At 70.6% G+C, this 25,918-nt stretch carries 25 protein-coding genes, 1 tRNA gene and 1 pseudogene; 13 read left to right on the plus strand and 14 right to left on the minus strand.

What is annotated here, in order from left to right; translation table 11 throughout:
- The 4 genes from ACWCO3_RS09830 to argS form a co-directional block, all read right to left on the minus strand.
- Positions 1–193, minus strand: a 193-nt coding sequence (locus ACWCO3_RS09830; RefSeq protein WP_450009424.1) for a pyridoxal-phosphate dependent enzyme, incomplete at its 3' end; no start/stop codon positions are given.
- A gap of 138 nt (positions 194–331) precedes the next feature.
- Positions 332–1,642, minus strand: coding sequence for a homoserine dehydrogenase (locus ACWCO3_RS09835; RefSeq protein WP_358164320.1), 1,311 nt, complete (start codon positions 1,640–1,642; stop codon positions 332–334).
- An 8-nt stretch (positions 1,643–1,650) separates the two neighbouring features.
- Positions 1,651–3,036 carry a diaminopimelate decarboxylase gene (gene lysA / locus ACWCO3_RS09840; RefSeq protein ID WP_145779190.1) on the minus strand — a complete coding sequence of 462 codons (1,386 nt, stop codon included), beginning with the start codon at positions 3,034–3,036 and terminating at the stop codon, positions 1,651–1,653.
- Between the two features lie 4 nt (positions 3,037–3,040).
- Positions 3,041–4,708, minus strand: coding sequence for an arginine--tRNA ligase (gene argS / locus ACWCO3_RS09845; RefSeq protein WP_450009426.1), 1,668 nt, complete (start codon positions 4,706–4,708; stop codon positions 3,041–3,043).
- A 97-nt stretch (positions 4,709–4,805) separates the two neighbouring features.
- On the opposite strand from argS, the gene ACWCO3_RS09850 reads away from it, so the two are divergent.
- The 5 genes from ACWCO3_RS09850 (at position 4,806) to ACWCO3_RS09870 (ending at position 8,158) form a co-directional block, all read left to right on the plus strand.
- Positions 4,806–5,603, plus strand: coding sequence for a DUF3105 domain-containing protein (locus tag ACWCO3_RS09850; protein WP_145779188.1), 798 nt, complete (start codon positions 4,806–4,808; stop codon positions 5,601–5,603).
- An 8-nt stretch (positions 5,604–5,611) separates the two neighbouring features.
- Positions 5,612–6,283, plus strand: coding sequence for a DUF305 domain-containing protein (locus ACWCO3_RS09855; RefSeq protein ID WP_450009428.1), 672 nt, complete (start codon positions 5,612–5,614; stop codon positions 6,281–6,283).
- A gap of 454 nt (positions 6,284–6,737) precedes the next feature.
- Complete coding sequence (locus ACWCO3_RS09860) at positions 6,738–7,430, plus strand: winged helix-turn-helix domain-containing protein (protein ID WP_279519737.1); 693 nt, start codon at positions 6,738–6,740, stop codon at positions 7,428–7,430.
- Between the two features lie 114 nt (positions 7,431–7,544).
- Positions 7,545–7,619, plus strand: a tRNA-Arg gene (locus ACWCO3_RS09865).
- A gap of 86 nt (positions 7,620–7,705) precedes the next feature.
- Complete coding sequence (locus ACWCO3_RS09870; protein ID WP_450009430.1) at positions 7,706–8,158, plus strand: hypothetical protein; 453 nt, start codon at positions 7,706–7,708, stop codon at positions 8,156–8,158.
- Between the two features lie 54 nt (positions 8,159–8,212).
- Here ACWCO3_RS09870 and ACWCO3_RS09875 read toward each other — a convergent pair whose 3' ends face one another.
- From ACWCO3_RS09875 to ACWCO3_RS09895, 5 genes are all read right to left on the minus strand, one after another.
- On the minus strand, positions 8,213–10,594 hold the full coding sequence (locus ACWCO3_RS09875; RefSeq protein WP_450009432.1) for an ATP-binding cassette domain-containing protein: 2,382 nt from the start codon (positions 10,592–10,594) through the stop codon (positions 8,213–8,215).
- Positions 10,595–10,622: 28 nt separating this feature from the next.
- The gene (locus ACWCO3_RS09880; RefSeq protein WP_145779184.1) at positions 10,623–11,033 is read right to left on the minus strand and encodes a VOC family protein; all 411 of its coding nucleotides are present in this window, start codon (positions 11,031–11,033) and stop codon (positions 10,623–10,625) included.
- Positions 11,034–11,038: 5 nt separating this feature from the next.
- A complete protein-coding gene (locus ACWCO3_RS09885) occupies positions 11,039–11,488 on the minus strand; it encodes a helix-turn-helix transcriptional regulator (RefSeq protein ID WP_358164122.1) in 450 nt (149 codons plus the stop codon).
- Between the two features lie 70 nt (positions 11,489–11,558).
- Positions 11,559–12,518 carry a DNA polymerase domain-containing protein gene (locus ACWCO3_RS09890; RefSeq protein ID WP_145779182.1) on the minus strand — a complete coding sequence of 320 codons (960 nt, stop codon included), beginning with the start codon at positions 12,516–12,518 and terminating at the stop codon, positions 11,559–11,561.
- The gene (locus ACWCO3_RS09895) at positions 12,515–14,023 is read right to left on the minus strand and encodes an MFS transporter (RefSeq protein WP_450009436.1); all 1,509 of its coding nucleotides are present in this window, start codon (positions 14,021–14,023) and stop codon (positions 12,515–12,517) included. Before ACWCO3_RS09895 ends, ACWCO3_RS09890 begins: the two co-directional genes overlap by 4 nt.
- 123 nt (positions 14,024–14,146) lie before the next feature.
- Between ACWCO3_RS09895 and ACWCO3_RS09900 the strand changes: the two genes are divergently transcribed.
- From ACWCO3_RS09900 to ACWCO3_RS09910, 3 genes are all read left to right on the plus strand, one after another.
- Positions 14,147–14,533, plus strand: a complete 387-nt coding sequence (locus tag ACWCO3_RS09900; protein WP_145785464.1) for a winged helix-turn-helix transcriptional regulator — start codon at positions 14,147–14,149, stop codon at positions 14,531–14,533.
- A 100-nt stretch (positions 14,534–14,633) separates the two neighbouring features.
- Positions 14,634–15,221, plus strand: coding sequence for a TetR/AcrR family transcriptional regulator (locus ACWCO3_RS09905; RefSeq protein ID WP_145779180.1), 588 nt, complete (start codon positions 14,634–14,636; stop codon positions 15,219–15,221).
- A complete protein-coding gene (locus tag ACWCO3_RS09910; RefSeq protein ID WP_450009438.1) occupies positions 15,221–17,422 on the plus strand; it encodes an MMPL family transporter in 2,202 nt (733 codons plus the stop codon). The genes ACWCO3_RS09905 and ACWCO3_RS09910 overlap by 1 nt, the downstream gene beginning before the upstream one ends.
- 100 nt (positions 17,423–17,522) lie before the next feature.
- Here ACWCO3_RS09910 and ACWCO3_RS09915 read toward each other — a convergent pair whose 3' ends face one another.
- The gene (locus tag ACWCO3_RS09915) at positions 17,523–18,779 is read right to left on the minus strand and encodes an erythromycin esterase family protein (RefSeq protein ID WP_358053294.1); all 1,257 of its coding nucleotides are present in this window, start codon (positions 18,777–18,779) and stop codon (positions 17,523–17,525) included.
- A 127-nt stretch (positions 18,780–18,906) separates the two neighbouring features.
- Positions 18,907–19,812 carry a Gfo/Idh/MocA family protein gene (locus ACWCO3_RS09920; RefSeq protein ID WP_167524768.1) on the minus strand — a complete coding sequence of 302 codons (906 nt, stop codon included), beginning with the start codon at positions 19,810–19,812 and terminating at the stop codon, positions 18,907–18,909.
- A 192-nt stretch (positions 19,813–20,004) separates the two neighbouring features.
- Here ACWCO3_RS09920 and ACWCO3_RS09925 point away from each other — a divergent pair, with 192 nt between their 5' ends.
- From ACWCO3_RS09925 to ACWCO3_RS09935, 3 genes and pseudogenes are all read left to right on the plus strand, one after another.
- Complete coding sequence (locus ACWCO3_RS09925) at positions 20,005–20,367, plus strand: cupin domain-containing protein (protein ID WP_145779177.1); 363 nt, start codon at positions 20,005–20,007, stop codon at positions 20,365–20,367.
- 111 nt (positions 20,368–20,478) lie between these two features.
- A complete protein-coding gene (locus ACWCO3_RS09930) occupies positions 20,479–20,871 on the plus strand; it encodes a hypothetical protein (RefSeq protein ID WP_145779176.1) in 393 nt (130 codons plus the stop codon).
- Positions 20,864–21,360 (plus strand): annotated as a pseudogene (locus ACWCO3_RS09935) (hypothetical protein). The gene ACWCO3_RS09930 and the pseudogene ACWCO3_RS09935 overlap by 8 nt, the downstream one beginning before the upstream one ends.
- Here the strand turns inward: ACWCO3_RS09935 and fabG are convergent.
- Both fabG and ACWCO3_RS09945 read right to left on the minus strand, forming a co-directional pair.
- Positions 21,333–22,091 carry a 3-oxoacyl-ACP reductase FabG gene (gene fabG / locus ACWCO3_RS09940; protein ID WP_145779174.1) on the minus strand — a complete coding sequence of 253 codons (759 nt, stop codon included), beginning with the start codon at positions 22,089–22,091 and terminating at the stop codon, positions 21,333–21,335. The pseudogene ACWCO3_RS09935 and the gene fabG sit on opposite strands and share 28 nt — an antisense overlap.
- Positions 22,092–22,133: 42 nt before the next feature.
- A complete protein-coding gene (locus tag ACWCO3_RS09945; RefSeq protein WP_145779173.1) occupies positions 22,134–23,786 on the minus strand; it encodes an alpha-amylase family protein in 1,653 nt (550 codons plus the stop codon).
- Positions 23,787–23,843: 57 nt separating this feature from the next.
- On the opposite strand from ACWCO3_RS09945, the gene ACWCO3_RS09950 reads away from it, so the two are divergent.
- Both ACWCO3_RS09950 and ACWCO3_RS09955 read left to right on the plus strand, forming a co-directional pair.
- On the plus strand, positions 23,844–24,458 hold the full coding sequence (locus ACWCO3_RS09950; protein ID WP_450009443.1) for a DUF1349 domain-containing protein: 615 nt from the start codon (positions 23,844–23,846) through the stop codon (positions 24,456–24,458).
- A 70-nt stretch (positions 24,459–24,528) separates the two neighbouring features.
- Positions 24,529–25,200, plus strand: coding sequence for a DedA family protein (locus tag ACWCO3_RS09955; RefSeq protein WP_145779171.1), 672 nt, complete (start codon positions 24,529–24,531; stop codon positions 25,198–25,200).
- Positions 25,201–25,251: 51 nt separating this feature from the next.
- Here ACWCO3_RS09955 and ACWCO3_RS09960 read toward each other — a convergent pair.
- On the minus strand, positions 25,252–25,918 hold a 667-nt coding region (locus tag ACWCO3_RS09960; RefSeq protein WP_450009445.1), incomplete at its 5' end, for a glycosyl hydrolase family 18 protein.

Here is a 25,918-nt window from a genome sequence, read left to right on the forward strand (position 1 = left end):
CGGTCATGCCCCGGTCCTTGAACGAGCCGGTCGGGTTGGCGCCCTCCACCTTCAGGTGCACGTCGCAGCCGATCCGGGCGGACAGCACCGGCGCGGGCAACAGCGGGGTGTTCCCCTCGTGCAGCGTGACGACCGGCGTGGCCTCGGTGACCGGCAGCCGATCCCGGTACGCCTCGATCAGACCCCGCCACATGTCGCTCTCCTCGCCTCTGGCACCGTGCGCCGACCTCGTCGGGGCCACCTTGGACCACGTTGCCCCAGCTGTCGAGGGCAGACCCGGGCTTACCCACCTGGCGGGACGCGCGAGCAGCCCCGTCGATGGTCCAACGACTCAGGCGCCGCCCTCGACCCGCAGCACACTCGTCACCGACCGGACGATGTCCAGACCGCGCAGCTCACCCACTGTCGCGGCGAGCGCGGCGTCCGGTGCCACGTGGGTGACGATGACCAGCTCCGCGTCGCCGTCCCGGCCGGGAGCCCCACCCGCGGAACCCTGCCGCACTGTCGCGATCGACACGTCGTGCCGGGCGAACACGCCCGCCACCGCAGCCAGCACACCCGGACGGTCGGCCACGTCGAGGCTGACGTGGTAGCGGGTCAACGCCTCGCCCATCGGCCGCACCGACAGGTCCGCGTACGCGCTCTCGCTGGCCGCGCGCACACCGGCGAGGCGGTTGCGGGAAACCGCGACCACGTCACCGAGCACCGCGCTCGCGGTCGGCGCGCCCCCGGCCCCCCGGCCGTAGAACATCAACTGCCCGGCGGCGTCCGCCTCGACGAAGACCGCGTTGAACGCGTCACCCACGCTGGCCAGTGGGTGGCTGCGCGGGATCATCGCCGGGTGCACCCGGACGCTGACGGTCTCCCGGCCGGTGGGGTCGACACCCCGGGCCGCGATGCAGAGCAGCTTGATGGTGCAGCCCATCGCCTTGGCGCTGGCCATGTCCGCGGCGGTCACCTCGGTGATGCCCTCACGGTGTACGTCCGCCGCGCCGACCCGGGTGTGGAACGCCAGCGAGGCGAGGATCGCCGCCTTCGCCGCCGCGTCGAAGCCCTCGACGTCGGCTGTCGGGTCGGCCTCCGCGTACCCCAGTGCGGTTGCCTCTTCCAGTGCCTCGGCGAAGCCGGCGCCGGTCGCGTCCATCGCGGAGAGGATGAAGTTGGTGGTGCCGTTGACGATGCCGGTGACCCGGTTGATCCGGTCACCGTGCAGCGACTCGCGCAGCGGGCGCAGCAGTGGGATGGCCCCAGCCACTGACGCCTCGTAGTAGAGGTCACCGCCGCCCTCGGCCGCCGCCTCGTGCAGTGCCACGCCGTCCTCGGCGAGCAGCGCCTTGTTGGCGGTGACCACGCTCTTGCCGGCGCGCAGCGCCTCGACCAGCCAGCCTCGGGCCGGCTCGATGCCGCCGACCACCTCGACCACCACGTCCACGTCGTCGCGCTTGATCAGCCCGAGCGCGTCGGTGGTGAACAGGCTCTCGTCGACCGGCAGGTCACCCCGGTCGCGACCGAGCCGACGGACGGCGATGCCGGCGATCTCCAGCGGTGCGCCGACCCGCGCGGCCAGGTCGGCCGACTGCTCGTGCAGCAGCCGGACCACCTCCTGGCCGACAGTGCCGCAGCCGAGCAGCGCCAAGCGCACAGGTGACGTCATCCAACATCCAATGCGAGCAGGTCCTCTTCGGTTTCCCGCCGGACGATCAGGCGTGCCTGGCCGTCGCGTACCGCGACCACCGGTGGACGCGGCACATGGTTGTAGTTGCTGGCCATGCTGCGGCAGTACGCACCGGTGCCGGGCACCGCGACAAGATCTCCGGGCTGCACGTCGGCGGGCAGGAATTCATCCTTCACCACGATGTCCCCGGACTCACAGTGCTTTCCCACCACGCGGGCGAGCAACGGCTGCGCGTCGGAGGCCCGCGAGGCCAGCGTCGCCGAGTACGACGCGTCGTACAGGGCGGTACGGATGTTGTCGCTCATCCCGCCGTCGACGCTGACGTACGTCCTGATGCCGTCGAGGGTCTTGACAGTGCCGACCTCGTAGAGGGTGAACACGGCCGGCCCGACGATGGCCCGGCCCGGCTCGATCGACAGGTGTGGCACGGCCAGGTTCTCCGCCGCGCACTCCGAGTCGACGATCTTGCGCAGCCGCTTGGCCAGGTCCTGCGGAGTGGCCGGGTCGTCCTGGGTGGTGTACGCGATGCCGAAGCCACCGCCCAGGTCCAGCTCGGGCAGCTCCACCCCGCGCGCGTCGCGGATCTGAGCCTGTAGGGCGAGCACCCGGCGGGCGGAGACCTCGAAGCCGCTGGCGTCGAAGATCTGCGAACCGATGTGCGAGTGCAGGCCACGCAGCTCCAGCACACCCTCGTCGAGGATCTTGAAGGCGGCGTTCGCGGCGGCGCCGCCAGCCAGCGAGAAGCCGAACTTCTGGTCCTCGTGGGCGGTGGCGATGAACTCGTGGGTGTGCGCCTCGACGCCCACCGTGACCCGGACCAGCACCCGGGGCCGCACCCCGCGCTCGCGGGCCAACGCGGTGAGCCGGTCGATCTCGGTGAACGAGTCCACGATGATCCGGCCCACCCCGGCGTCCAACGCCCTGCCCAACTCGGCGACCGACTTGTTGTTGCCGTGGAAGCCGATCCGCTCCGGCGGCATCCCGGCCGAGAGCGCGGTGGCCAGCTCACCTCCTGTGCAGACGTCCAGGTGCAGGCCCTCCTCGGCGATCATCCGGACCACCGCCCGGCAGAGGAACGCCTTGCCCGCGTAGAAAACGTCCTCGGTCGGGAAGGCCGCCCGGAAGTCACGGCAGCGCGACCGCAGGTCGGCCTCGTCCAGGACGTACACCGGGGTGCCGAACTCGGCCGCGATGTCGCGGACGCTCAGGCCCGCGACGGCGACCGCGCCGTCCGCGCCGCGCGTCACGCTGCGCGGCCACAGCGTGGGCAGCAGGGCGTTCACGTCCTCCGGGGTACGCAGCCACGCCGGCCCCCGGTTGCTGATGTCCGCGTGCAGCGCACCTGCCTCGTGAGCCCGCATCGTGCTACATCCTCTCCGGGGCGGTGACGCCGAGCAGGTACAGGCCGTTGGCGATCACCGTGCGGGTGGCGTTGTTCAGCCAGAGCCGGGCCCGGTGCAGGTCGGTGACCTCCTCGTCACCCAACGGCAGCACCCGGCAGTTGTCGTAGAAGCGGTGATAGGAGGCGGCGACGCTCTCCTCCAGGTAGCGGGCCACCCGGTGCGGTTCGCGCAGCTCGGCTGCGGTCGCCACCACCGCCGGGAACTCGGCGAGCGCCTTGAGCAGCTCGTTCTCCTTCTCGTGGTCGAGCAGCTCGGGGCGGAAGGCGTCGGCGTCACCCGGGACCAGCCCCACCTCGGCGGCGTTACGGGCCACGCCAGCCGTCCGGGCGGCGACGTACTGCACGTAGTAGACCGGGTTGTCGCGGGTCGCCCGCGTCCACAGCTCGATGTCGATGTCGATGGGCGAGTCGCTCGAGTAGCGGGCCAGCGCGTACCGGGAGGCGTCCACGCCGATCGCGTCGACCAGGTCCTCCAGGGTGATCACGGTGCCGGCCCGCTTGCTCATCCGCATCGGGGCGCCGTCGCGCAGCAGGTTGACCAGCTGCCCGATGAGAATCTCCAGGTTGCGCTCCGGGTCGTCGCCGAAGCACGCGGCCATGGCCTTCATCCGGCCGATGTAGCCATGGTGGTCGGCGCCCAGCATGATCACGACCCGCTCGAAGCCGCGCTCCCGCTTGTCCAGGTAGTAGGCGCAGTCCGCGGCGAAGTACGTCCACTCGCCGTTGGACTTGCGCAGCACCCGGTCCTTGTCGTCACCGAAGTCGGTGGTGCGCAACCAGGTCGCGCCCTCGGACTCGTAGAGGTGCCCCTGCGCGCGCAGCCGGTTCAGTGCCAGGTCGAGCTCACCCCGGTCGTGCAGGTCCTTCTCGTTGAAGTAGGTGTCGAACTCCACCCCGAAGTCCCGCAGCGAGGAGCGGATCTCGTCGAACATCAGCGCGACGCCCTCGACCCGGAAGACCTCCTGGGCGGCGTCGTCGTCGAGCGAGCGCACCTCCGGCCGGCGGGCCTGCACCTCGGTGGCGATCTCGGCGATGTACGCCCCGCCGTAGCCGTCCTCCGGCGCCGGCTCACCCATGGCGGCGGCCAGCAGCGACCGGGCGAACCTGTCGATCTGCGAACCGGCGTCGTTGAAGTAGTACTCCGTGCCGACGTCGGCCCCGGTGGCCCGCAGCAGCCGGCTCAGCGCGTCACCGACGGCCGCCCAACGGACCCCGCCGATGTGCACCGGCCCGGTCGGGTTGGCCGAGACGAACTCCAGGTTGATCTTTTCGCCGGCCAGGCGGTCGCTGCGGCCGTACTCCGCGCCGGCCTCGACGATCACCCGGGCGAGCTGACCGGCGGCGGCCGCGTCGAGCCGGATGTTCAGGAAGCCCGGCCCGGCGATTTCCACCGATTTGACACCTGCTGCCCGGCCCAGCTCGTCGGCCAGGGCCGTCGCCAGCTCCCGGGGCGGAACGCCCACCTTCTTGCTCAACTGCAGAGCGAGCGTCGAGGCGTAGTCGCCGTGCTCGGGGTTGCGCGGTCGCTCCACCACAGTGCTCGCCGGCAGCGCGGCGCGGTCGAGCCCACGCTGCTCGAAGACGGCGTGGGCGGCGGCAAGGACGACCGAGGCTAGTTCTGCAGGAGTCACCCAACCATGTTATCGGGGGTAGACTCGGGCACTCGGCGGCTCCCCTGCGCGTCATCCGGCCCGCCACTCCCCTGACCGACCGACTTGACGAGGCACGATGAGCATCAGCACCCCGGGTGGCCCTGAGCGCCGCCCGACCGTGGTCAGCACCGGCAAGAAGCCGGCAGCGGGCCGGCCGGCGTCCGGCGCCAAGGCCGGTTCCGGCAAGCCGGCGGGCTCCCCCCGGGCCGGTGGCAAGGGCCCGCGCAAGCCGGTCACCCCGGTCAAGGTGACCCAGGGCCGCGCCTGGGGTCCGATCGCGCTCTTCGTCGCGGTCGGCGTGCTGGCGGCCGGCATCATCGGGTACGGCGCCTGGGCGTCGTTCCAGGGCTCGAAGCCGTGGGACAAGCGCGCCAACGCCATCGACGGCATCGCCAACATCCGCAAGTCCGACCCCGACAGCCTCAAGTACGAGTCACACAAGTCGGGCCCGCTGACCTGGAACTACTCGCCGCCCGTGGGCGGGGTGCACAACGCCGCCTGGCAGAACTGCATGGGCGACGTCTACGACGCCCCGATCGCCAACGAGCACGCGGTGCACAGCCTGGAGCACGGCGCCGTCTGGATCACCTACCGGCCCGACCTTCCCAAGGACCAGGTCGACAAGCTCGCCGGCAAGGTGCGCGGCGTCGAGAAGACCTTCATGAGCCCGTACGAGGGCCTGGACAAGCCGATCTCCCTCCAGGCGTGGGGCTACCAGCTCAAGGTCGACAACGCCGACGACTCGCGGATCGACGAGTTCATCAAGGACCTGCGGGTCAACGCCTCGGTCGAAGGCCCCACGGCGCTCTGCAACACCGGCATCACCGCCACCGGCACCACGCCGCGTGAGCTCCAGCAGCAGCCCACCCAGTAAGGACCCCGATGACCGCCCCCACCGCCACCGACAGCGAGTACGACGACATCCCGGCCGCCCCCGACGAGGGCGGCCGGGCCCAGCCGGCGCGTTACGGCGTGTTGGCGCTCGCCATCATGGTGGTGGTGGGGCTGCTCCTCGGGTACGCGGGCGGCCTGCTCACCCCCCGGCTCACCCGGCCCGGTGACTCGTCGGTCGAGGCGGGCTTCGCCCGGGACATGACGAATCACCACGCGCAGGCGGTGGAGATGAGCCTGATCGCGTACCGGTCGGCCACCCTCCCCGAGGTTCGGCAGATCGCCGTCGACATCGCCACCGGGCAGCAGGGCGAGATCGGTGCCATGCAGACCTGGCTCCGCGAGTGGGGCCTGAGCCCGACCGGCTCGCAGCCACCGATGTCGTGGATGTCCGACGGCGCCACCGTCAAGGACGGCCTGATGCCGGGCATGGCCACGCCGCAACAGATGGCCTCCCTGCGGGACGCCCGGGGCATCGAGGTCGACAGGCAGTTCCTCACCCTGATGTACGCCCACCACCTGGGCGGCATCCACATGATCGACGCGGCGCTCGGCGAGACCGACAACGACGAGGTGCTGCGGGTGGCGAAGACCATGAAGGCCACCCAGCAGACCGAACTGAACAACCTCCGGCAGCTCCAGGCGCAGGCAGCCAAGGGCTGATCCGACCGGCCGCGTCACCACCGGCCTGCGTCATGGCGAGGCCGATCTCGTCGAGGTCCGCAAGATCCACGCAAGGTCGCCGATGTGGCGGTGTTCCGGGCGTCCGGACACCGCCACATCGCCGATCTGCCACGAGCCACGACGAGGCGAGGCGCGGGGGTCCCCGGCAGGCCGGCGCGGTCCGGCAGGCCAGCGCGCCTCTTGATCCACTCCAGATCGGCGAACTGGGGGTGTCCCGAGGGGTTGATACCCCGATATCGCCGACATGGAGTGGATCAAGAGCGGAGCCACGCGCTCCGGGGCTTGATCACTCGAGACACCGGGCCGTACTTGTAACTGCTTGTCCACTTATGTCCGCGTTGGACGATTCGAGCGGTCCAGGCGATTGCGTTGCTTAGAGAGTTTTCTCCCCACATATCGTGACCAGTTGCGATTCGGGCTCGTTGCCCAAGACGTGGGGGTTGCACTCAGAGACGCACGGCGTTCGGTCACCAGTTGGTGCCGGCGCCACACCATCGGCGGTGACGGGGCGGTGGCAGCCGTCCGTCGCGGACAGCGGCAGGGCGAGCCGGGAATGCTCAGCCGCGAACAGGAACTCGAACTGATCGACACGCTGCGGGGCGTCCACCCCGACGAGTTCGGCCTGGACGAGGAGTTGTGGACGCGGCAGAGCCTCACCACGCTCATCCAGCGGCGCTTCGACCTGCCGCTGGACGCTGGCGCCGTCGGGGCGTACCTGCGGGCCTGGGGGTTGGGTCCGCGCGAGCCGCGCGAGCGCGCCTGCGGGCTCTGCGTCAGTGCTGTGGAGCGCTGGGTTCGCAGCGAGTACCCGGCGATCACCCGGGCCGCCCAGGAGCACCTCGCGGAGGTCTACTGGATCGGGCGGGTCCGGCTGCGCGGCACGATGCCGGCTGCGGACGTGATCTCGGCGGTCTCGTCCCGCGGTCGGGTGCGCTTCATGATCACCACGCCGACGGTGGACCCGCCGCTCCCCCGCGACTTCGTGCTGCGGCTCAGCGGCGAGGAGCAGCGCACCGTGCATCTGATCGTGGACGGCTCCTGGCCGCGCAACGAGTGGCCGCGCCGACTCCCGCGCCGGATCGTCCTGCACCCGCTGCCCAGTTGCGGCCGGGCGGTAGCGGCCTGACCGCCGAGCGGTAGCGGCCTGACCGCCGGGTGAGTCGGTCGTCGACACGATCGGCTCACCCGATACCGATTCGGCGTACGGAGGGGAGGTTTGCTAGTCTTCTCCAGTCGCTGAGCCCCCGTAGCTCAGGGGATAGAGCACCGCCCTCCGGAGGCGGGGGCGCAGGTTCGAATCCTGCCGGGGGCACCAGGAAGACCTTGACCGGGCGCAGGAGCATGATGGCTCCCCGCGCCCGGTTTCTTGCATCTGCGACCCGGCAAGATCAAGATGTCGTCATGCTGTTTCTCGGACTGATCCTCGCCGCACTGGCCGGAGCCGTCGCCGCGACGATCCTCGCCGTTCGTGGGCTCACAGCGGTGCTCCGCAGGCAGCCGGGGCGACTGCGGGCCGCAGCGCTCCTCGTCGGCGCGGGAACCGTCGCCGTGTACGCATGGGGCCTGCTCCACCTCGGCTACGCGGTGATGCGCGCGGAGGACGGCGGAACCGGCGCCTCCCCGATCGAGCCCTGCCGGGAGGTCGGGCCGCAGGTGGCGAGCATGGTCGACGGGTACGGCGTCAGCCTTTTCCCGCTGCACTTCGAGTGCCACCTCACCGGCGGCGGGTCTTACGTCACCTCGTCGGTGCCCGGGTATGTCACCCCGGCCACTGTCGCCCTCGGACTGATTGCCGTCATCTGCGCGGCCCTGGCGATCAGGACGGCAGAGGAGACCCGACCGCCCGTCGCCTGAACCAGAGACCCGTCAGCCGCCGAGCCGGAACGGGAGACGAGCCGGACCAGACCGTCAGCCGCCGACGTACGCCGCCAGGTGCTCGCCGGTGAGGGTGGAGCGGTCGGCGACGAGGTCGGCGGGGGTGCCCTCGAAGACGATCTGGCCACCGTCGTGGCCGGCGCCGGGACCGAGGTCGATGATCCAGTCGGCGTGCGCCATGACGGCCTGGTGGTGCTCGATGACGATCACCGACTTGCCGGAGTCGACGAGGCGGTCCAGCAGGCCGAGCAGTTGCTCGACGTCGGCCAGGTGCAGGCCGGTGGTCGGCTCGTCGAGGACGTAGACGCCGCCCTTCTCGGCCATGTGGGTGGCCAGCTTGAGTCGTTGCCGCTCGCCGCCGGACAGGGTGGTGAGCGGTTGACCCAGGCTGAGGTAGCCGAGCCCGACGTCGGCGAGTCGGTCGAGGATGGCGTGCGCGGCCGGCGTACGGGCGTCACCGGCGCCGAAGAACTTCTCCGCCTCCGTCACGGACATCGCGAGCACCTCGCTGATGTCGCGACCGCCGAGGCGGTATTCCAGCACCGACGCCTGGAACCGCTTGCCCTCGCAGTCCTCGCAGGGTGCGGCGACGCCGGCCATCATCCCCAGGTCGGTGTAGATGACACCGGCGCCGTTGCAGCTCGGGCAGGCGCCATCGGAGTTGGCGCTGAACAGCGCCGGCTTCACGCCGTTGGCCTTCGCGAACGCCTTGCGGATCGGGTCCAACAGACCGGTGTACGTGGCCGGGTTGCTCCGCCGCGACCCACGGATCGCGCCCTGGTCGATCGACACCACACCCGCGCCGGGAGGGATGGAGCCGTGGACCAGGGAACTCTTGCCGGAGCCGGCGACACCTGTCACGACGACGAGTACCCCGAGTGGCACGTCGACGTCGACGTTTCGGAGGTTGTTGGCAGTGGCGCCACGGATCTCCAGCTTGCCGGTGGGCGTGCGTACCTGGTCCTTGAGGGCTGCCCGGTCGTCGAGGTGGCGGCCGGTGATGGTGCCGCTGGCGCGTAGGCCCTCCAGGCTGCCCTCGTAGCAGACGGTGCCGCCGTCGGTGCCGGCGCCGGGCCCGAGGTCGACGACGTGGTCGGCGATGGCGATGGCTTCCGGCTTGTGCTCCACGACCAGCACGGTGTTGCCCTTGTCGCGCAGTTGGAGCAGCAGCTCGTTCATGCGCTGGATGTCGTGCGGGTGCAGCCCGATCGTCGGCTCGTCGAAGACGTAGGTGACGTCGGTGAGCGACGAGCCGAGGTGGCGGATCATCTTGGTGCGTTGCGCCTCGCCGCCGGAGAGGGTGCCCGAGGGCCGGTCCAGCGAGAGGTAACCCAACCCGATCTCCTCGAACGAGTCGAGGAGGTGTTGCAGCCCGGCCAGCAGCGGGGCCACCGACGGCTCGTCGATGCCGCGTACCCAGGCGGCCAGGTCGCTGATCTGCATCGCGCACGCGTCGGCGATGTTCTTGCCCTGGATCTTCGACGACCTGGCCTCCTGGCTGAGCCGGGTGCCGGCGCACTCGGGGCAGGTCGTGAAGGTCACCGCCCGCTCCACGAAGGCGCGGATGTGCGGCTGCAACGCGTCGATGTCCTTGGAGAGGAAGGATTTCTGGATCGACGGGATGAGGCCGGCGTACGTCAGGTTGATGCCGTCGATCTTGATTTTGGTGGGCTCACGGTGGAGCAGGTCGTGCTGCTCCCGCTTGGTGAACTTGCCGATCGGCTTGTCCGGGTCGAAGTAGCCGCAGCCGCGGAAGATCCGGCCGTACCAGCCCTCCATGCTGTAGCCCGGGATCGTGATCGCGCCCTCGTTCAGCGAGAGGCTGTCGTCGTACAGCGCGGACAGGTCGATGTCGGTGACCGCGCCCATGCCCTCACACCGTGGGCACATGCCGCCGAGCCGGGTGAAGGTCGCCTTCTCGGTCTTCGTCTTGCCGGCACCGCGCTCGACGGTGATCGCGCCGGTGGCCTTCACCGAGGGGACGTTGAAGGAATACGCGTTGGGCGAGCCGATGTGTGGCTGCCCGAGCCGGCTGAACAGGATGCGCAGCATCGCGTTGGCGTCGGTGGCGGTGCCCACTGTGGACCGGGAGTTGGCCCCCATCCGCTCCTGGTCCACGATGATCGCCGTCGTCAGACCGTCCAGCAGGTCGACCTCGGGGCGTGCCAGCGTCGGCATGAAGCCCTGCACGAACGCGCTGTACGTCTCGTTGATCATCCGCTGCGACTCGGCGGCGATGGTGCCGAACACCAACGAGCTCTTGCCGGAGCCGGAGACACCTGTGAACACCGTCAGCCGCCGCTTCGGGATCTCGACGCTGACGTCCCTGAGGTTGTTGACCCGCGCGCCCTGCACACGGATCAGGTCGTGGCTGTCGGCGACGTGCGGCGCGGACGGCTGGGAGGCCGTGCTCATCGTGTCTCCATCTGTCGGGCCGGACGGCTCAGCGCACTTCCTGGATGCGGATCATATTGCCCGCTGGGTCCCGGAAAGCGCAGTCGCGTACGCCGTACGGCTGCTCGGTCGGCTCCTGGACGACCTCGGCGTCGCTGCCCTCCAGCTTCGCGAAGGTGGCGTCCAGGTCGGAGGTGGCCAGGTTGACCCCGAAGTAGCTGCCCTTGGCCATCAGTTCGAGGATGGTCTGCCGCTCGTCGTCGGTGATGCCGGGGTTGGCGGCCGGTGGGTGCAGGACGATGGCGGTGCTGGGCTGGCCGACCGGCCCGACCGTGATCCAGCGCATGCCCTCGTAGCCGACGTCGAGGCGGACCTCGAAGCCGAGGATGTCGCGGTAGAAGGCCAGCGAGGCCTCCGGATCGGTGTGCGGAAGGAAGCTCGAGTGAATGGTGATGTCCATGGCGATCACGCTAGTTGCGGGGCCGTGACCCGCGCTTCTCGATTCCTGACCGGTCTGGTCACCTGTTTCGCCACGCACGACGGCATCCCCGCCGTCGCCTGCGCCGCCTGCCTGCGGTAGACGCTCGGCGGCACGCCCACCAGCTCGGCGAAGCGGGTGCTGAAGGTGCCCAGCGACGAACAACCGACAGCGAAACAGACCTCGGTGACGCTCAGGTCGCCACGGCGCAGCAGGGCCATCGCCCGCTCGATGCGCCGGGTCATGAGATAGCTGTAGGGGGATTCGCCGTAGGCGAGCCGGAACTCGCGGCTGAGGTGCCCCGCCGACATGTGCGCGCCCCGGGCGAGCGCCTCGACGTCCAGGGGAGACGCGTACTCCCTGTCGATCCGGTCGCGAACCCGGCGCAGCCGTGCCAGGTCGGCGAGGCGCTGCGTCGCGTCGGGTCTGCTGCTCACCTGGGAAATCGTGCCACAACCCACCGACAATCAGCCGCCAGCCGGGCGCGAGCGTGGCCAGCGAGGCCGCTCAACCGGCCTCGCGCCGGGCGCGGGCGCGGCGCTTCCCCTCGTGCATGGCCTGCACCCGGGCCACCGGGATGGTCCGCCCCTCGGCGACGAGGTCGGCGGGGAGTGACTGCGGTGCCGGCATCAGCGCCGTCCAGGGGTCGCCGTCGGCGAGCAGCGTCGGCGCGGTCCGGATGGTGAAGTCGGCGGGGGTCACCTCGGTCAGGTCGGCCCAGTCGACCGGGAACGAGACCGGCATCCCGGGCCGCAGCCGAGGGCTGTACGCGGCGGCCACCGTCGCACCACCCGCGCGAGTGGCGTCGACGAAGACCCGGCCGCCCCGGTCCTCCTTGATGTACGCGGTGGTGGCCAGCGCCGGGTCGAGCCGCTCGGCGCGGACGGCGAGCGCCCGGGTGGCGGCGGCCAACTCCTCCGCCGTGGGTTCGTCGACCACCGGGACGAAGACGTGCACGCCCTTGGCCCCGCTGGTCTTGACCGCGCCGGCCAGGCCGGCGTCGGCGAGCGCCTGACGGACCAGCAGGGCCGCGCCGACGGCCGCACGGAACCCGTCGCCCTCCGGCGGGTCCAGGTCGAGCACCAGGTGGGTCGGGCGGTGCAGGTCGGCCGTGGTCGCCAGCGTCGGGTGGTACTCCACCGCCCGCTGGTTGGCGAACCAGAGCAGGGTGCGCCGGTCGTCGCAGAGGGCGTAGGAGATCTCGCGGTGTGACGCCTCCGCCCACACCGGTGCCCGACGCACCCAGTCGGGGGTGTAGCGGGGCAGGTTCTTCTGCATGAACGGTGGCTGCCCGGGGCGGACCCGGATCACCGACAGCGGCCTGCCCCGCAGGTGCGGGAGGATGCGGTCGTGGACCGCGTCCAGGTAGTCGACCAGGTCACGCTTCGTCGCGTCGTCGCGGTCGGACAGCGGCTGGTCCAGGTTGGTCAGGGCCACGCCGTCCCGGGTCTCGTCAGCCTTGGTCACCCGACCACCCTCCCGGCCCCGGTGCCGCCGGTCAACCGGACCTGCCGATCGTCGTCGGTGCTCGTCGTGGCCGGGCCCGACGGTTCGGCGTCCGGCGACGACCCGGCCGGGCGTCGGGGCAGTGTCGCCGACGCCACCAGCAGCGCGGCGACCACCAGCCCGGCGGCCACGGCGAACGCGGTCCGATAGCCGCCGGCGAGCGCGGCGGTCTCGGCCCAGCCGGCGGCCCGTAGGCCGTCGCTGCGACTGGCCGCCAGGGTGGCCAGCACGGCCAGGCCGACCGCGCCGCCGACCTGCTGGGTGGTGTTGGCGAGGCCGGAGGCGAGCCCGGCGTCCGCGTCGGTCGCGCCGGCCATGGCCACTGTCGTGACCGCCGGCAGGGTCAGGCCACCGGCCAAACCGAAGATCAACATCGCGGGGAGTACGTCCACCGCGTAGGCGCCGTCGGCGGGGAGCCGGGCGAGCAGCAGGAAACCGACTGTCGCCAGGCCGAGCCCGGTCAGGAGCACGGCCCGGGCGCCCCAGCGGGCGATCAGCCGACCGGCCACGCCGAGCGACACCACCGCGATCATCACCGGGGTGGGCAGGAAGGCCCAGCCGGTGGCCGACGCGTCCAGTCCGAGCACCACCTGCAACTCCACGGCGAGCAGGAACTGGAAGCCGAAGTACGCGCAGACCATGAGGAACTGCACCGCGTTCGCCGCCACCAGACCCGGTACGCGCAACACCCGGGGCGGCAGCAGCGGGGTGGCCGCCATCCGCTGACGTACGGCGAACCCGCCGAGCAGCAGCGCCGCGAGCACTGCCGTGGCGAGGGTGCGGGCGCTGGTCCAGCCGTGCTCGGCGGTGCCCACGATGCCCAGCACGGCTGCCATCAGACCGGCGGTGGCGAGCAGCGCGCCGGGCACGTCCAGGCCGGCGCGCAGGCCGATCCCCCGTTCGGCGGGGAGCCGGCGGACGGCGGCGAGCAGGATGACCACGCCGATCGGCAGGTTGACCAGGAAGATCGACCGCCAGCCGGCCACGTCGGTGAGCACCCCTCCGGCGACAGTGCCGACCGACGCGCCGGCCGCGCCGGTGAAGCTGAACACGGCGATGGCACGGGCCCGCTCGGCCGGCTCGGGATACAGCCGCACGATCATGCCGAGGCTGACCGCCATGGCCAGGGCGCCACCCACGCCCTGCCCGAAGCGTGCGCCGACCAGCACTGCCGGTCCGGTGGCGACCGCGCACGCGAGCGAGGACAGTGTGAACAGCGCGACGCCGGCCAGGAAGACCGTCCGCCGGCCGAGCAGGTCGCCGAGGCGTCCGGCGAGCAGCAGCAGCCCACCGAACGCGACCAGGTAGGCGTTGACCACCCAGGCCAGGCCGGCGGCGGTGAAACCCAGGTCCCGTTGTACGGCGGGCAGCGCCACCGCGACGACTGTGCCATCCAGAATGATCATCAGGCTGCCGGCGCAAAGAATTAGCAGGGCCGGCCAGCGGGATGGGACGACTCGGTCCACGACACTCCTCCTTGGTGCACGGTTTGTTACCGAGGTCATCGTCTGTGACCATGAGCCGGAGCGGAAGGAGGCACTGTTGTGTCCCAGAGGAACAGCGATGTGTCCGCGCAGGTCGCAGCCGAGGTGACCTGCACGGCCGACAACGTGCCGTTCACCCCGGGCCAGGCTCGGGCGTGCACCGTCCGCGAGGTGCTCGACCGGGTCGGCGGCAAATGGAGCATCAGCATCCTGGTGTCCGCCTCGCACGGCCCGGTGCGCTTCACCGAGTTGGAGCGGAACGTCGAGGGGATCAGTCGGCGGATGCTCACGCTGACGCTGCGCAACCTGGAACGGGACGGCCTGCTGCACCGCACCGTCTATCCGACCGTCCCGCCCAAGGTCGAGTACACGGCCACCCCGATGGCGTTGGAGCTCTACGAGTCGCTGGTGGCGCTCACGAGCTGGGCCGAGCGGCACCGCCGGGCCATCGCCGAGGCGCGGACCAGGTACGACGCCGAGCACGAGAGATAAACGCGCCCGAGGTGTGGTGAACGCCACCGCTTCCGTCTGACCGATCGGTCAGGGTCTGACCGATCGGTCAGGCATGCTGGTTTGCGGAGGTGGACCAGTGATGGCACGAGCGGTGTCCGAGACGCACGGCGAGATTCTCGCCGCGGCGGCGCGGCGGTTCGCGGTGACCGGCTACCGGGGCACCTCGCTGCAGGACATCGCCCGCGAGGTGGGCTGCTCCAAGGCCACTGTGCTCTACCACTTCGCCAACAAGGAAGCCCTGCTCGCCGAGCTGATGGCGCCGGCGATCGGGGTGCTGCAGGACCTCGACGACCGACTCGGCGGCCTCACCGGAGCGGCAGCACAGGAGGTCGCCGCACAGGGCTTCGTCGACCTCGCGGTCCGTTTCCGGCGGGAGATCGCGGTGCTCCGCGGCGAGTTCCCGGAACTGCTCTGCCAGCCGGCCTTCGCGCACATCCAGGAGATCTCCGACCGGCTACGCGACGCGTTGGCCGGTCACTCCGACCGGCCGGGTGCCCGGATCGCCGCGCTCGTACTACTCGCCGGCATCTCCGAGGCGTGCGCCGAGTTCGTGGACATCCCCGACGACGAACTGCGCCCCGCCCTGCTCACCCTCGTCCGACGGGCCGTCGAGCCCGTCGCCGTTTCCCTGCCCCAACCACCCACGACCGAGGACAAGGACTCCTGATGGCCACCCTGCTCTACCGGCTCGGCCGGGGCGCGTTGCGCCGGCGACGGCTCGTCGTCGCGCTCTGGCTCGTCGTACTCGTCGTCGCCGGCCTGGCCGCGGCGACCCTGCGCGGCCCGACGGCGAGCAACTTCACGATGCCCGGCACCGAGAGCCAACGCGCTCTCGATCTGCTCGCCGAGCAGTTCCCCGCCGCCAGCGGCGCCACCGGCACCATCACGGTCAAGGCCCCGGCCGACGGCCAACTGGCCACACCGCAGGGCCAGGCCGTGGTGCGGGAGTTGGTCCAGCAGGCCTCCACACTGCCCGGCGTGGTCGGCGCCGTCGACCCGTTCCAGGTCGGCGCGGTCACGCCCAACGGCCGGTACGCGCTGGTCCAGGTCCAGTTCGCGACCGGCGGGGACGAGGTGACCGACGACCAACGCACCGCGTACGAGGAGGTGGGCGCGGCGGCGAAGGCACAGGGTTGGCAGGTCGCCCCGGGCGGCGAGGTACTCGGCGGTGAGCCCGAGATCGGCTCCACCGAGGCGCTCGGCGTACTGGTCGCCGCGATCGTCCTGATCATCACGTTCGGTTCCCTGGTCGCCGCCGGAATGACCATGCTCAACGCGTTGATCGGTGTGGGCGTCGGCATGGCCGGCCTGTTCGCGCTCAGCGGCGTCATCGAGTTGACCAGCACCGCCCCGATCCTGGCGCTGATGCTCGGCCTGGCGGTCGGCATCGACTACTCGCTGTTCATCACCTCCCGGCACCGACAGAACCTGCTCGAAGGCCTGTCCCCGGAGGAGGCGGTCGGCCGGGCGGTGGGCACCGCCGGTTCCGCCGTCGTCTTCGCCGGCGCCACAGTCGTCATCGCGCTCGCCGGGCTCGCCGTGGTGAACATCCCGTTCCTCACCGTGATGGGTCTCGCCGCCGCCGGCACGGTCACCGTCGCGGTGCTCGTCGCGATCACCCTCCAGCCGGCACTGCTCGGCTTCGCCGGTCGTCGGGTACTCCCCCGCCGGCTGCGCTCCACTGTCAACGCCGCACCGGGAGAGCCCTCGGACGAGGAGACGCTGCCGGTCGAGGACCGCTCCGGGTTCGGCTTCCGCTGGGCGCGGTTCGTCATCCGCTTCCGGGTGCCGGTCATCCTGGTCTCGCTGCTCGGCCTGGGGCTGCTCGCGCTGCCCACGCCGGACATGCGGCTGGCCCTGCCGGACGCCAGCACGGCGACGGTGGGCTCACCGGCCCGGGTGGCGAGCGACCTGACCACCGAGGGCTTCGGTCCCGGTTTCACCGGCCGGCTCGCGGTGGTCGTGGCGGGCGACGACGCGCAGGCGACCGCGGCTGCGGTGCCGCAGGTGGCCGCGATGATCCAACGCACCGAGAACGTCCTCGCGGTGGCACCGCCGCAGCTGAGCCCGGACGGTCGGACCGCGCTGCTCGGCGTGGTGCCGAAGACCGGCCCGACCGACGAGGCCACCGAGACCCTTGTGCACGACGTCCGCGACGCGGTCAGCGGGGTCAAGGGCGCGGAGGTGCTGCTCACCGGTGCCACGGCGATCGGTATCGACGTCTCGGAGAAGCTCTCGGACGCGCTGCCGATCTACCTGCTGCTGGTCGTCGGGCTCTCGGTGCTGCTGCTGATGCTGGTGTTCCGCTCGCTGCTGGTGCCGCTCAAGGCGGCGCTGGGCTTCCTGCTCACCGTGGCCGCCACGTTCGGCATCACGGTGGCGATCTTCCAGCAGGGTCATCTCGCCGATCTGGTCGGCCTGGACAGCCCGGCCCCGCTGGTCAGCTTCCTGCCCATCCTGCTGATCGGCATCCTGTTCGGGTTGGCCATGGACTACGAGGTGTTCCTGGTCTCCCGGATGCGGGAGGACTTCGTGCACGGCGACACCGCGCGTGAGGCCACGATCAGCGGCATGGGCCACGGGGCCCGGGTGGTCACCGCCGCCGCGCTGATCATGATGTCCGTCTTCGGCGGCTTCGTGTTCCTCGAAGACCCGATCATCAAGTCGATGGGCTTCGCGCTCGCCATCGGCGTGGCCATCGACGCGTTCGTGGTCCGGATGACCATCGTTCCGGCGGTGATGTCCCTGCTCGGCGACCGTGCCTGGTGGCTCCCCCGCTGGCTGAACCGGGCCCTGCCCAACGTGGACATCGAGGGCGAGGGCCTACGCGAGCACCTGGAGGAGGACCGGGTCCCCGCGAGGGTCTAGCCCTCACTCGGTCGATCATGGAGTTGTGGTGCCCGTCGTGCCCCGATCAGAGGCCTTCGTCCAGCACCACAACTCCATGATCGACGCGACCGAGCCCTGGTCAGACACCTGCGGGGTACGTCTCCATCTCGCCGGGGGCCGCTGGCACCGGTAGCGGGTGCAGGGCCGTGGTGTCGTCGCACCAGATGAAGGCGTCATAGCGGTCGCCGAGCCGGGTGGGCACGTAGTTGCCCCAGGACTCGAACGACGGGTCGTAGACGACCCCGATCGCGCGGTGGTCCGCGGTGTCGGTGACCCAGCCCGGCTGGTCGTCACCACCGAAGATCAGTACCGCCCGCTCCGGCATCAGCTCGTGCAACCGCCGCTCGATCGACCCCTCCCGGGCCGGTGGCACCACCAACGCCTCGGGCGGTGAACCCCAGCGCGGAGCGGCGATCACCGTGCCCCGGTAGCTACCGAAGCCGATCAACGCCACGTCGTCGTCGCCGTGCCGCTCCCGCGCCAACTGGCCGATGTTGACCATCCCGTCGGCGGCCATGTCGGTGGCCCGGGCATCCCCGACGTGCGTGTTGTGCGCCCAGACGATCCCCCGGGCGTCCGGCCCGTACCGGTCCAGCAGCCGGTCCAGGGTGTCCTGCATGTGGGTGTCGCGGATGTTCCACGAGTCCGGCCCACCGGCCACCATCGCCCGGTAGTAACGCTCCGCGCCGGCCACGACCTCCGCGTTCTGCCAGGCCGAGAAGCTGTCCGGGCCGTCGGAGAGGGCGTGCTCGCGGGTCCGGGCGAGGAGCCGGACAACCTCTTCCTCGCACCGGGCGGAGACGAACCTGGAGGCCGCGCCGTACTCCTCGACCCTCTTGCCGTACGGCTCGAAGCAGCGGTAGGCGTCCTGCGCCGCCTCCAACGACTTCGGGTCCTCCTCCCCCAGGTAGTCGAAGATCGCCTGCATCGACTCCCAGAGGCTGTACACGTCGAGCCCGTGGAACCCGGCCCGTTCATCCTCCGGCCGCTCCATGTTCCAGGCCCGCAACCAACGGGTGAACCGGGCAACCTCGGCGTTGGCCCACATCCAGGTCGGCCACCGCTCAAACTGGTCGAGAGCGAGCTGCGGTTCGAGTGCGCCACCCGGCGCGGCGGTCACCGAGCGGTGCACCCGGTCACAGTCCGGCCAGTCACCCTCGACCGCGACGAAGGAGAAGCCGCACTCGGCTATCAACCGACGGGTGAGCTGCTCACGCAACCGGTAGTAGTCGTAACTGCCGTGGGTGGACTCGCCGATCATCACCACCCGGGCGTCCCGGACGCGCTCCAGCAACGGGTCGAAATCGCTCGGCGCGCCGAGCCGCTGAACCAGCATGCCAGCGGCTACCCGGCCGCCACTACAACAAACCGCAACCCCGCCGGCCCCCCTTTGCCCCGTGATCAAGAGGTTTGCGTCACGACACGCCGTGCCGCATGACGCAAACCTCTTGATCACCGCAGCGTCAGGCGGAGAGGGGGACCGTGCGGGATTCGGCGCGGGCGGTTTCGGCGGCGGCGATGATCTCGACGACCTCGCGGCCGAAGCGCACGTCGCAGCGGTGGTCCCGCGTACCGGCCCGCACCTGCTCGACCAGTTGGTCGATGGCGACGCCGAACGCCGTGGCGGCGTCGTTCTCGCCGAACGGGACGTTCTCGATGCCGTTCTCGCCGTAGAACACGAACTCCCGGGTCATCGACTCGGTCGGGGCGTCCAGGGAGAGCGAGGCGCTGCTCGTGGCACCGCCCTCGTGGGTGAGCAACAGGTGCACCATGCCGCTCGGCCCGTCCATCGCCGCCACCTGGGTCACCCGACCCAGCACGGGCAGGAGGATGGAGAGCGCGTGCGGGGCGATGTCCCAGAGCGCGCCGTGCTCCCGGCGCCACAACGAACCGCCGTACGGGCTGCCATCCTGGAAGATCGAGGCGAACGCGGTGGTGCGGCCGTGCTGCCAACCCCCGGCGGCGGCGGTGGCGGCGAGGAACGCGGTCACGTTCGGCTGGAAGCGCTGGGTGAAGAAGACGACCGAGGCGACACCGGACTCCTCGGCGGCGGCCACCACCCGGTCGGCGTCGGCCACGCTGAGCGCCAGCGGCTTGTCCAGCAACAGGTGCCGCCCGGCGGAGGCGGCCCGAACCGCGATGTCGGCCTGGACGTCCGGCGGCAGGGCGACGGCGACCGCCTCGCACTGCTCGATCAGCGCGTCGACGTCGGCGTAGGCGGGCACCCCGTACCGCTCGGCCAGCGCGGCGGCACGCTCCGGGTTGCGACCCCACACCCCGACCAACTCCGCGTCCGGGTGGGCGTGCAACGCCTTCCCGTGCGTCTCGATCGCCCAGTGACCGGTGCCGAACAAACCGAACCGCAGCACGTGTGCCTCCGCTTTTCCCCCCACCGTGGCGACGCCACGGACGTGATCCACGCTAGTCGCCCCACCAGCCACGACGGCGGCGGGTTCGACCAATCGAAGCGGCCCACTCCCCGTTTCCTCGGCCCCCGCTCCGGCAACGCCAGGTCCGTTTGCCGCCAGACACACCGGGTTCGGCGCGACAGCCTCGACGGCATGCCGAACACGAACTCACCATCGACCAGCGGCCCGGTCGCCTTCGCCCACTGGTACGACTTCGCCGAGGGCGGGCCCGTGCACCAGGGCCTGCTGCCGTTCCCGGCGAGCGCGCCCGCACCGTTCGAGGTTGCTCGCTGGTCGGTGGCCCCGAACACCTGCAACGACCTCGATGTCCATCGCTCCCGCGAAGTGTGGATCATCGTGTCCGGCACCGGAACCCTGACCTTCGGCGACCAGACGAGCGTGCTGCGGGCCGGGGACGTCGCGGCGTTCGACAGCAGGGTGCCGCACCAGATCCGGAACGACGGACCGGACCAACTCCTCGCCGTCTCGGTGTACTGGTTGCAGGGCAGCGACTGAAGAATCCGTCCGAGGCACCGCTCGACGGACGCGAGCCGAGGCGGGTTCAGCCGTTTACTACGACGGTTAGTAGGCTGTGCCGGTGACCGAGGCAACGACCGGGTGGGGCCGGTGACCAGCGTGAGCACCGACTCGCCGGTGGACGGGATCGTCGCGACGGTGTCGATCGTGCTGTCGCTGCTCGTCGCGGCGTGGGCGCTGGTCGTGGCGGTGCGCCAACGACCGCCGGACCGGGTCCAGTTCGTCGGTCTGGCCGTACTCGAGGTGTCGTTGCTCGTGCTGGGCGTGCTGGCGCTCGTCGCGGTGGGCGGCGGCGATCGGCCCGGCGAGCCCGGCGCCTTCTTCGGTTACCTGGTCACGCTGGTCTGCCTGCCGCCGCTGGCCTGGGTGCTGGCCCGGATGGAGCCGACCCGTTGGGGTTCGGCCATCGTGTGCGCGGTCTGTCTGGTGACCCCGGTGGTGGTGGTCCGCTTGCAGCAGACCTGGGAGGTGCTCGGTGGTTGAGACCGAACCGGCTCGGCGCCGCACGAACTCCGGCCCCGGTCGGCTGCTGATCGCGGTCTACCTGCTCTTCGCCATCGCGGCGACGAGCCGGGCGGGTCTGCAGATCGCTACCAAGTTCGACGAGGCACCGGTGGCGTACCTGCTATCCGCGCTGGCCGCGCTCATCTACATCGTGGCGGCGGTGGGGCTGGCCCGGGCCGGGCACACCGGCCGACGGGTGGCGTTGGCCTGCTGCTCCGTGGAACTGGTCGGTGTCGTCGCGGTCGGCATCCTGAGCCTGGTCGACAAGGATCTCTTCCCGGACGAGACGGTCTGGTCGCAGTTCGGCAGCGGGTACGGCTACATCCCGCTGGTGCTGCCGGTGCTCGGTCTTATCTGGCTCTGGCGCACCCGCCGCGACCCCGCCTGACCCGACGACGGGGCGCGCCCTGCACGAGGGAACGCCCCGCCGGGGGTACGGGTCAGTCCCGTGGGCCGCCGGCCACGTAGATGACCTGGCCGGAGACGAAGCCGGCACCCTCGCTGGTCAGGAACGAGATGGTGTGCGCGACGTCCTCCGGGAACCCTGGGCGGCGCACCGGGATCTCGGCCGACGCGTGCTTCTTGAAGTCCTCGAAGTCGACCTTCATCCGCGCGGCGGTGGCCGCTGTCATGTCGGTGACGATGAACCCGGGCGCCACAGCGTTGACCGTCACCCCGAACGGCCCCAGCTCGATGGCGAGCGTCTTGGTGAAGCCCTGGAGGCCGGCCTTCGCGGCGGCGTAGTTCGCCTGACCCCGGTTACCCAGCGCGGAGGTGCTGGAGAGGTTGACGATCCGGCCCCACTTGCGGTCCACCATGTGCTTCTGCGCAGCCTGGCTGAACAGGAACGCGCCACGCAGGTGCACGCCCATCACGGTGTCCCAGTCGGCGTTGGTCATCTTGAAGAGCAGGTTGTCGCGCAGCACGCCGGCGTTGTTGACCAGGACGGTGGGTGCGCCCAACTCGGTGGCGATCCGTTCCACGGCCGCCTCCACCTGGTCCCGGTCGGACACGTCGGCGCCCACGCCGAGCGCCCGCCCGCCGTCGGCCGCGATGGCGTCGACCGTCTCCTTGGTGGCCGATTCCTCGATGTCGACCACGGCGACGGCCATCCCGTCAGCGGCCAACCGCCGGGCGGTGGCCGCGCCGATACCGCGCGCGGCTCCGGTGACGATGGCGACGCGGGGCTCCTCCGACATGACTACCTCCGAGTAACTTGGGGTGATCGGAGGAGCTTAGCGTCAGAACCCCCGACCCCGGCATAGGCGAATCCACCGGTATCCGTGCCCGGACACCTTCACCGCACCGAGCTTGCCCAGCTCGCCGTAGCCACGGTCGGCGAGCACGTCGATCGGCTGGTCGGCCTCCGGCTCAAGACTGCTGAGGTCCACCTCGACGTCCTCGGTGCCCAGGTTGTGCACGAACACCATGGTCCCGGTCGGCCCGTCCGCCCGGTGCGCGAGCACGCCGGCCGGCATCGCCACGTCGATGTGGGTGGTCGAGCCGGAGCCGATCTCGGGGGCCTCGCGCAGCGTACGGATCATGCGCTCGAACCAGGCGAGCAGCGACTTCGAGTCGTTGCGCTGGGCGGTGACGTTGACGTTCTGGTAGCCGAACTCACCCTTGTCGATCACCGGACGGACCAGCTTCTCCGGGTCCGCGGTGGAGAAGCCGGCGTTCGGCTGGTACGACCACTGCATCGGGGTACGGATCGCCTCCCGACCGGGCAGCGACAGGTCCTCGCCCATCCCGATCTCCTCGCCGTAGCGCAGCACCGGCGTGCCGCGCATCGAGAACTGCAGGGCGTACGCCAACTCCAGGTGCCGCCGGTCGTTGCCGAGCATCGGGGCGAACCGGCGACGGATGCCCCGGTCGTAGATGCGCATGTTCTCGTCCGGGCCGAACTGCGCGTACACCTGGTTGCGTTGTTCGGTGGTGAGCCGGGACAGGTCGATCTCATCGTGGTTGCGCAGGAAGGTGGCCCACTGCCCGCCGACCGGCAGCTTCGGGGTGTCGCGCAGCGCCTCGATCAGCGACTCCGGGTCCTGGCGGGCCAGGGCGAGCATGAGCCGACCGTTGAGCATGAAGTCGAACAGCATGTGGATCCGGTTGCCGGAGCCACTGGCGTCGCCGAAGAACGTCGGTAGCTGGTCCGGTTCGACGTTCGCCTCGGCCAGCAGAACGGCGTCGCCGCGACGCCACTGAACGTGCTGACGCATCTCGGTGAGGAACTCGAAGTCCTTCGGCGAGTTCGGGTTGCCCGGTTCGGTCAGCTCGATGATGAACGGCACCGCGTCCATCCGGAAGCCGGAGACGCCGAGCTGGAGCCAGAACGACATGATCTTCTTGACCTCGGCCCGGACCTCCGGGTTGGCGAAGTTGAGGTCCGGCTGGAACTTGTAGAACCGGTGGTAGAACCAGGCCTTGGCGGTCCGGTCGTAACTCCAGGTCTCGTTCTGCTCGCCGGGGAAGACCATGCCCTGGTGCCGGTCGTCCGGCTCGGTGTCGGACCAGACGTACCAGTCCCGGTACGGCGAGTCCGGCGAGGAGCGGGCGGACTGGAACCACGGGTGCTCGTCGGAGGTGTGGTTGACCACCAGGTCGATGATCACGCGGATGCCCCGGTTCTGCGCCTGGTGCAGCAGCTCGGCGAAGTCGCCCAGGGTGCCGAAGCGCGGGTCCACGTTGTAGAAGTCGGTGACGTCGTATCCGTCGTCACGGTTGGGCGACGGGTGGATGGGGTGCAGCCACAGGCAGGTCACCCCGAGACGGGCCAGATAGTCCAGTCTCCCGATCAGCCCGCGGATGTCACCGACCCCGTCGCCGTCGGAGTCGGCGTACGTGTCGATGTCGAGGCAGTAGACGACGGCTTCGGAATACCAACGGTCACCCATGCCGGAGGAACATCTCCGAACGATCAGCGCGGCAAACCCTTGGTTATCGTGCCGGTCATGGGAAACGACCTCGTGCCGCCGAGCGCACCGATGGACTGGTCCGAGGGCAGGTGGCTGCACCCGCCGGTACGCGTCGAGGCGGGTCCGACCGGTGAGCTGGTCGTCGAACCGGCCGCCGGCAGCGACCTGTGGCGGCGGACCAGCTACGGATTCGTCCACGACGACGCTCCGGCGCTGCTGGCGCCTCTTCCGGTGGGCGTGGCCATGGAGGTGAGTTTCCGGCTCGACTTCTCGGCGCAGTTCGACCAGGCCGGCGTGCTCGTCCGGGTCGACGAACGGACCTGGACCAAGGCCGGTGTCGAGATGAGTGACGGCGAGTCGCAACTCGGCGCTGTGGTGACCCGGGAGTTCTCCGACTGGTCGGTGGCGCCGGTGCCGCAGTGGTCGGGCCGGGAGGTGACAGTGCGGGTCAGCCGCGCCGGCGACGCGCTGACCGTCCGGGCCCGGGCCGACGACGAGCCGTGGCGACTGGTCCGACTCACCCCGCTGGACCCGACGGTGGAGGCGGTCGCCGGTCCGTTCTGCTGCGCGCCGTCCCGCGCCGGCCTGACAGTGGTGTTCACTGGTTGGCGGCGGGGGCCGGCGGACACCGCGCTGCACCCGGAGCACTGACCGCAGGTGTAGCAACGGCTGGACTGGGTATGACCACCCGATCCCCTGGAGCCGAAGCGGAAGGACGACCATGGCGTACGCCCAGAGTGGCGACCCGTCCGAGTTCACCGGGCTGACCGGGTGGGTGGCCACCGTGATCGAGGCGATGGGCCCGGTCGGCGTGGCGCTGCTGGTGGCGTTGGAGAGCATCGTCCCGCCCATCCCCAGCGAGATCGTGTTGGCGATGGCCGGCTTCCTGGCTCACGAGGGCCAGTTCAACGTGGTGGTCGTGGTGGTGGCCGCGACTGTCGGTTCGCTCATCGGTGCGCTGGTGCTCTACTGGCTCGGCGCGGCGCTCGGCGAGGAGCGGCTCAAGCGTTGGCTGGACCGCATCCCGCTGGTGGACAGCGACGACCTGGAGAGGGCCGACCGCTGGTTTGAGCGGCACGGCCGGTGGGCGGTGTTGATCGGCCGGGTGGTGCCGGTGGTCCGCAGTCTGGTCTCCGTGCCGGCCGGTGCCAACCGGATGCCGCTGGGCGAGTTCATCCTGTTCACCACGATCGGCAGCGGGGTGTGGAACGGTCTCGTCGTCGGGGCGGGCTACGCGCTCGGCAGCCGGTGGCAGGACGTGGCCCGCTACAGCGACTGGTTCAACTACGCGATCGTCGCGATCTTCGTGGTCATGGCGACCATGTGGGTGATCCGTAAGGTCCGCCGGCGCCGGGAGCGCGACGACCGGCGGTCGGTGACCGCCGGTCGCTGATCCGCGCTACCGGTTACCGCCGGCACCCTGGACGGACGCCAGCCAGGACTGTCAGGGCAGGGTGTCCAGGTGCGGGGCCACCGTGCGGGCGAAGGTGTTGCCGTTGCTGACGTCCCAGTTCACCGACCAGGTCATCGCGCCGCGGAGGCCGGGGTAGGTACGCGGCGGGCGGAAGCTGCCGCAGTTGGTGCCCCGGGCCAGGCAGTCCAGTGCCGCGTTGACCACGCTGGGCGCGACGATGCCACCACCGGCCGCCCCCGGTCCGGCGGGCAGACCGAGACCGACCTGGTCGGGGCGGAGCCCGGCTTCCAGTTGGATGCAGGCCAGCGCGACGATGAAGTTCACGGTGCCCTGGCCGTACGCGGCGTTCTGGTCGCAGCCGAGCATCGCCCCGGAGTTGTAGAACTGGGTGTTGACGACGGTGAGGATGTCCTTGATGTCGAGCGCCAGCTTGAAGTAGCCGCCGGCCGGGTTCTGCATGTCGATCGTCTGCGGCGCCATCGCGATGATCAGGCTCGACCCGACCTTGGCCCGCAACGCGCGTAGCGCCTGCGCCATGTAGGTCGGGTTGAGGCCGTTCTCCAGGTCGATGTCGATGCCGTCGAAGCCGTAGCGGGCGATCAGCGCGGCGGCCGTGTCGGCGAACACCGTGGCCGACGCGGCGTCGTTCACGGTGACCCGGCCGGTCTCGCCGCCGACCGAGAGGATCACCCGCTTG

This window comes from Micromonospora sp. NPDC002411 (assembly GCF_053592955.1).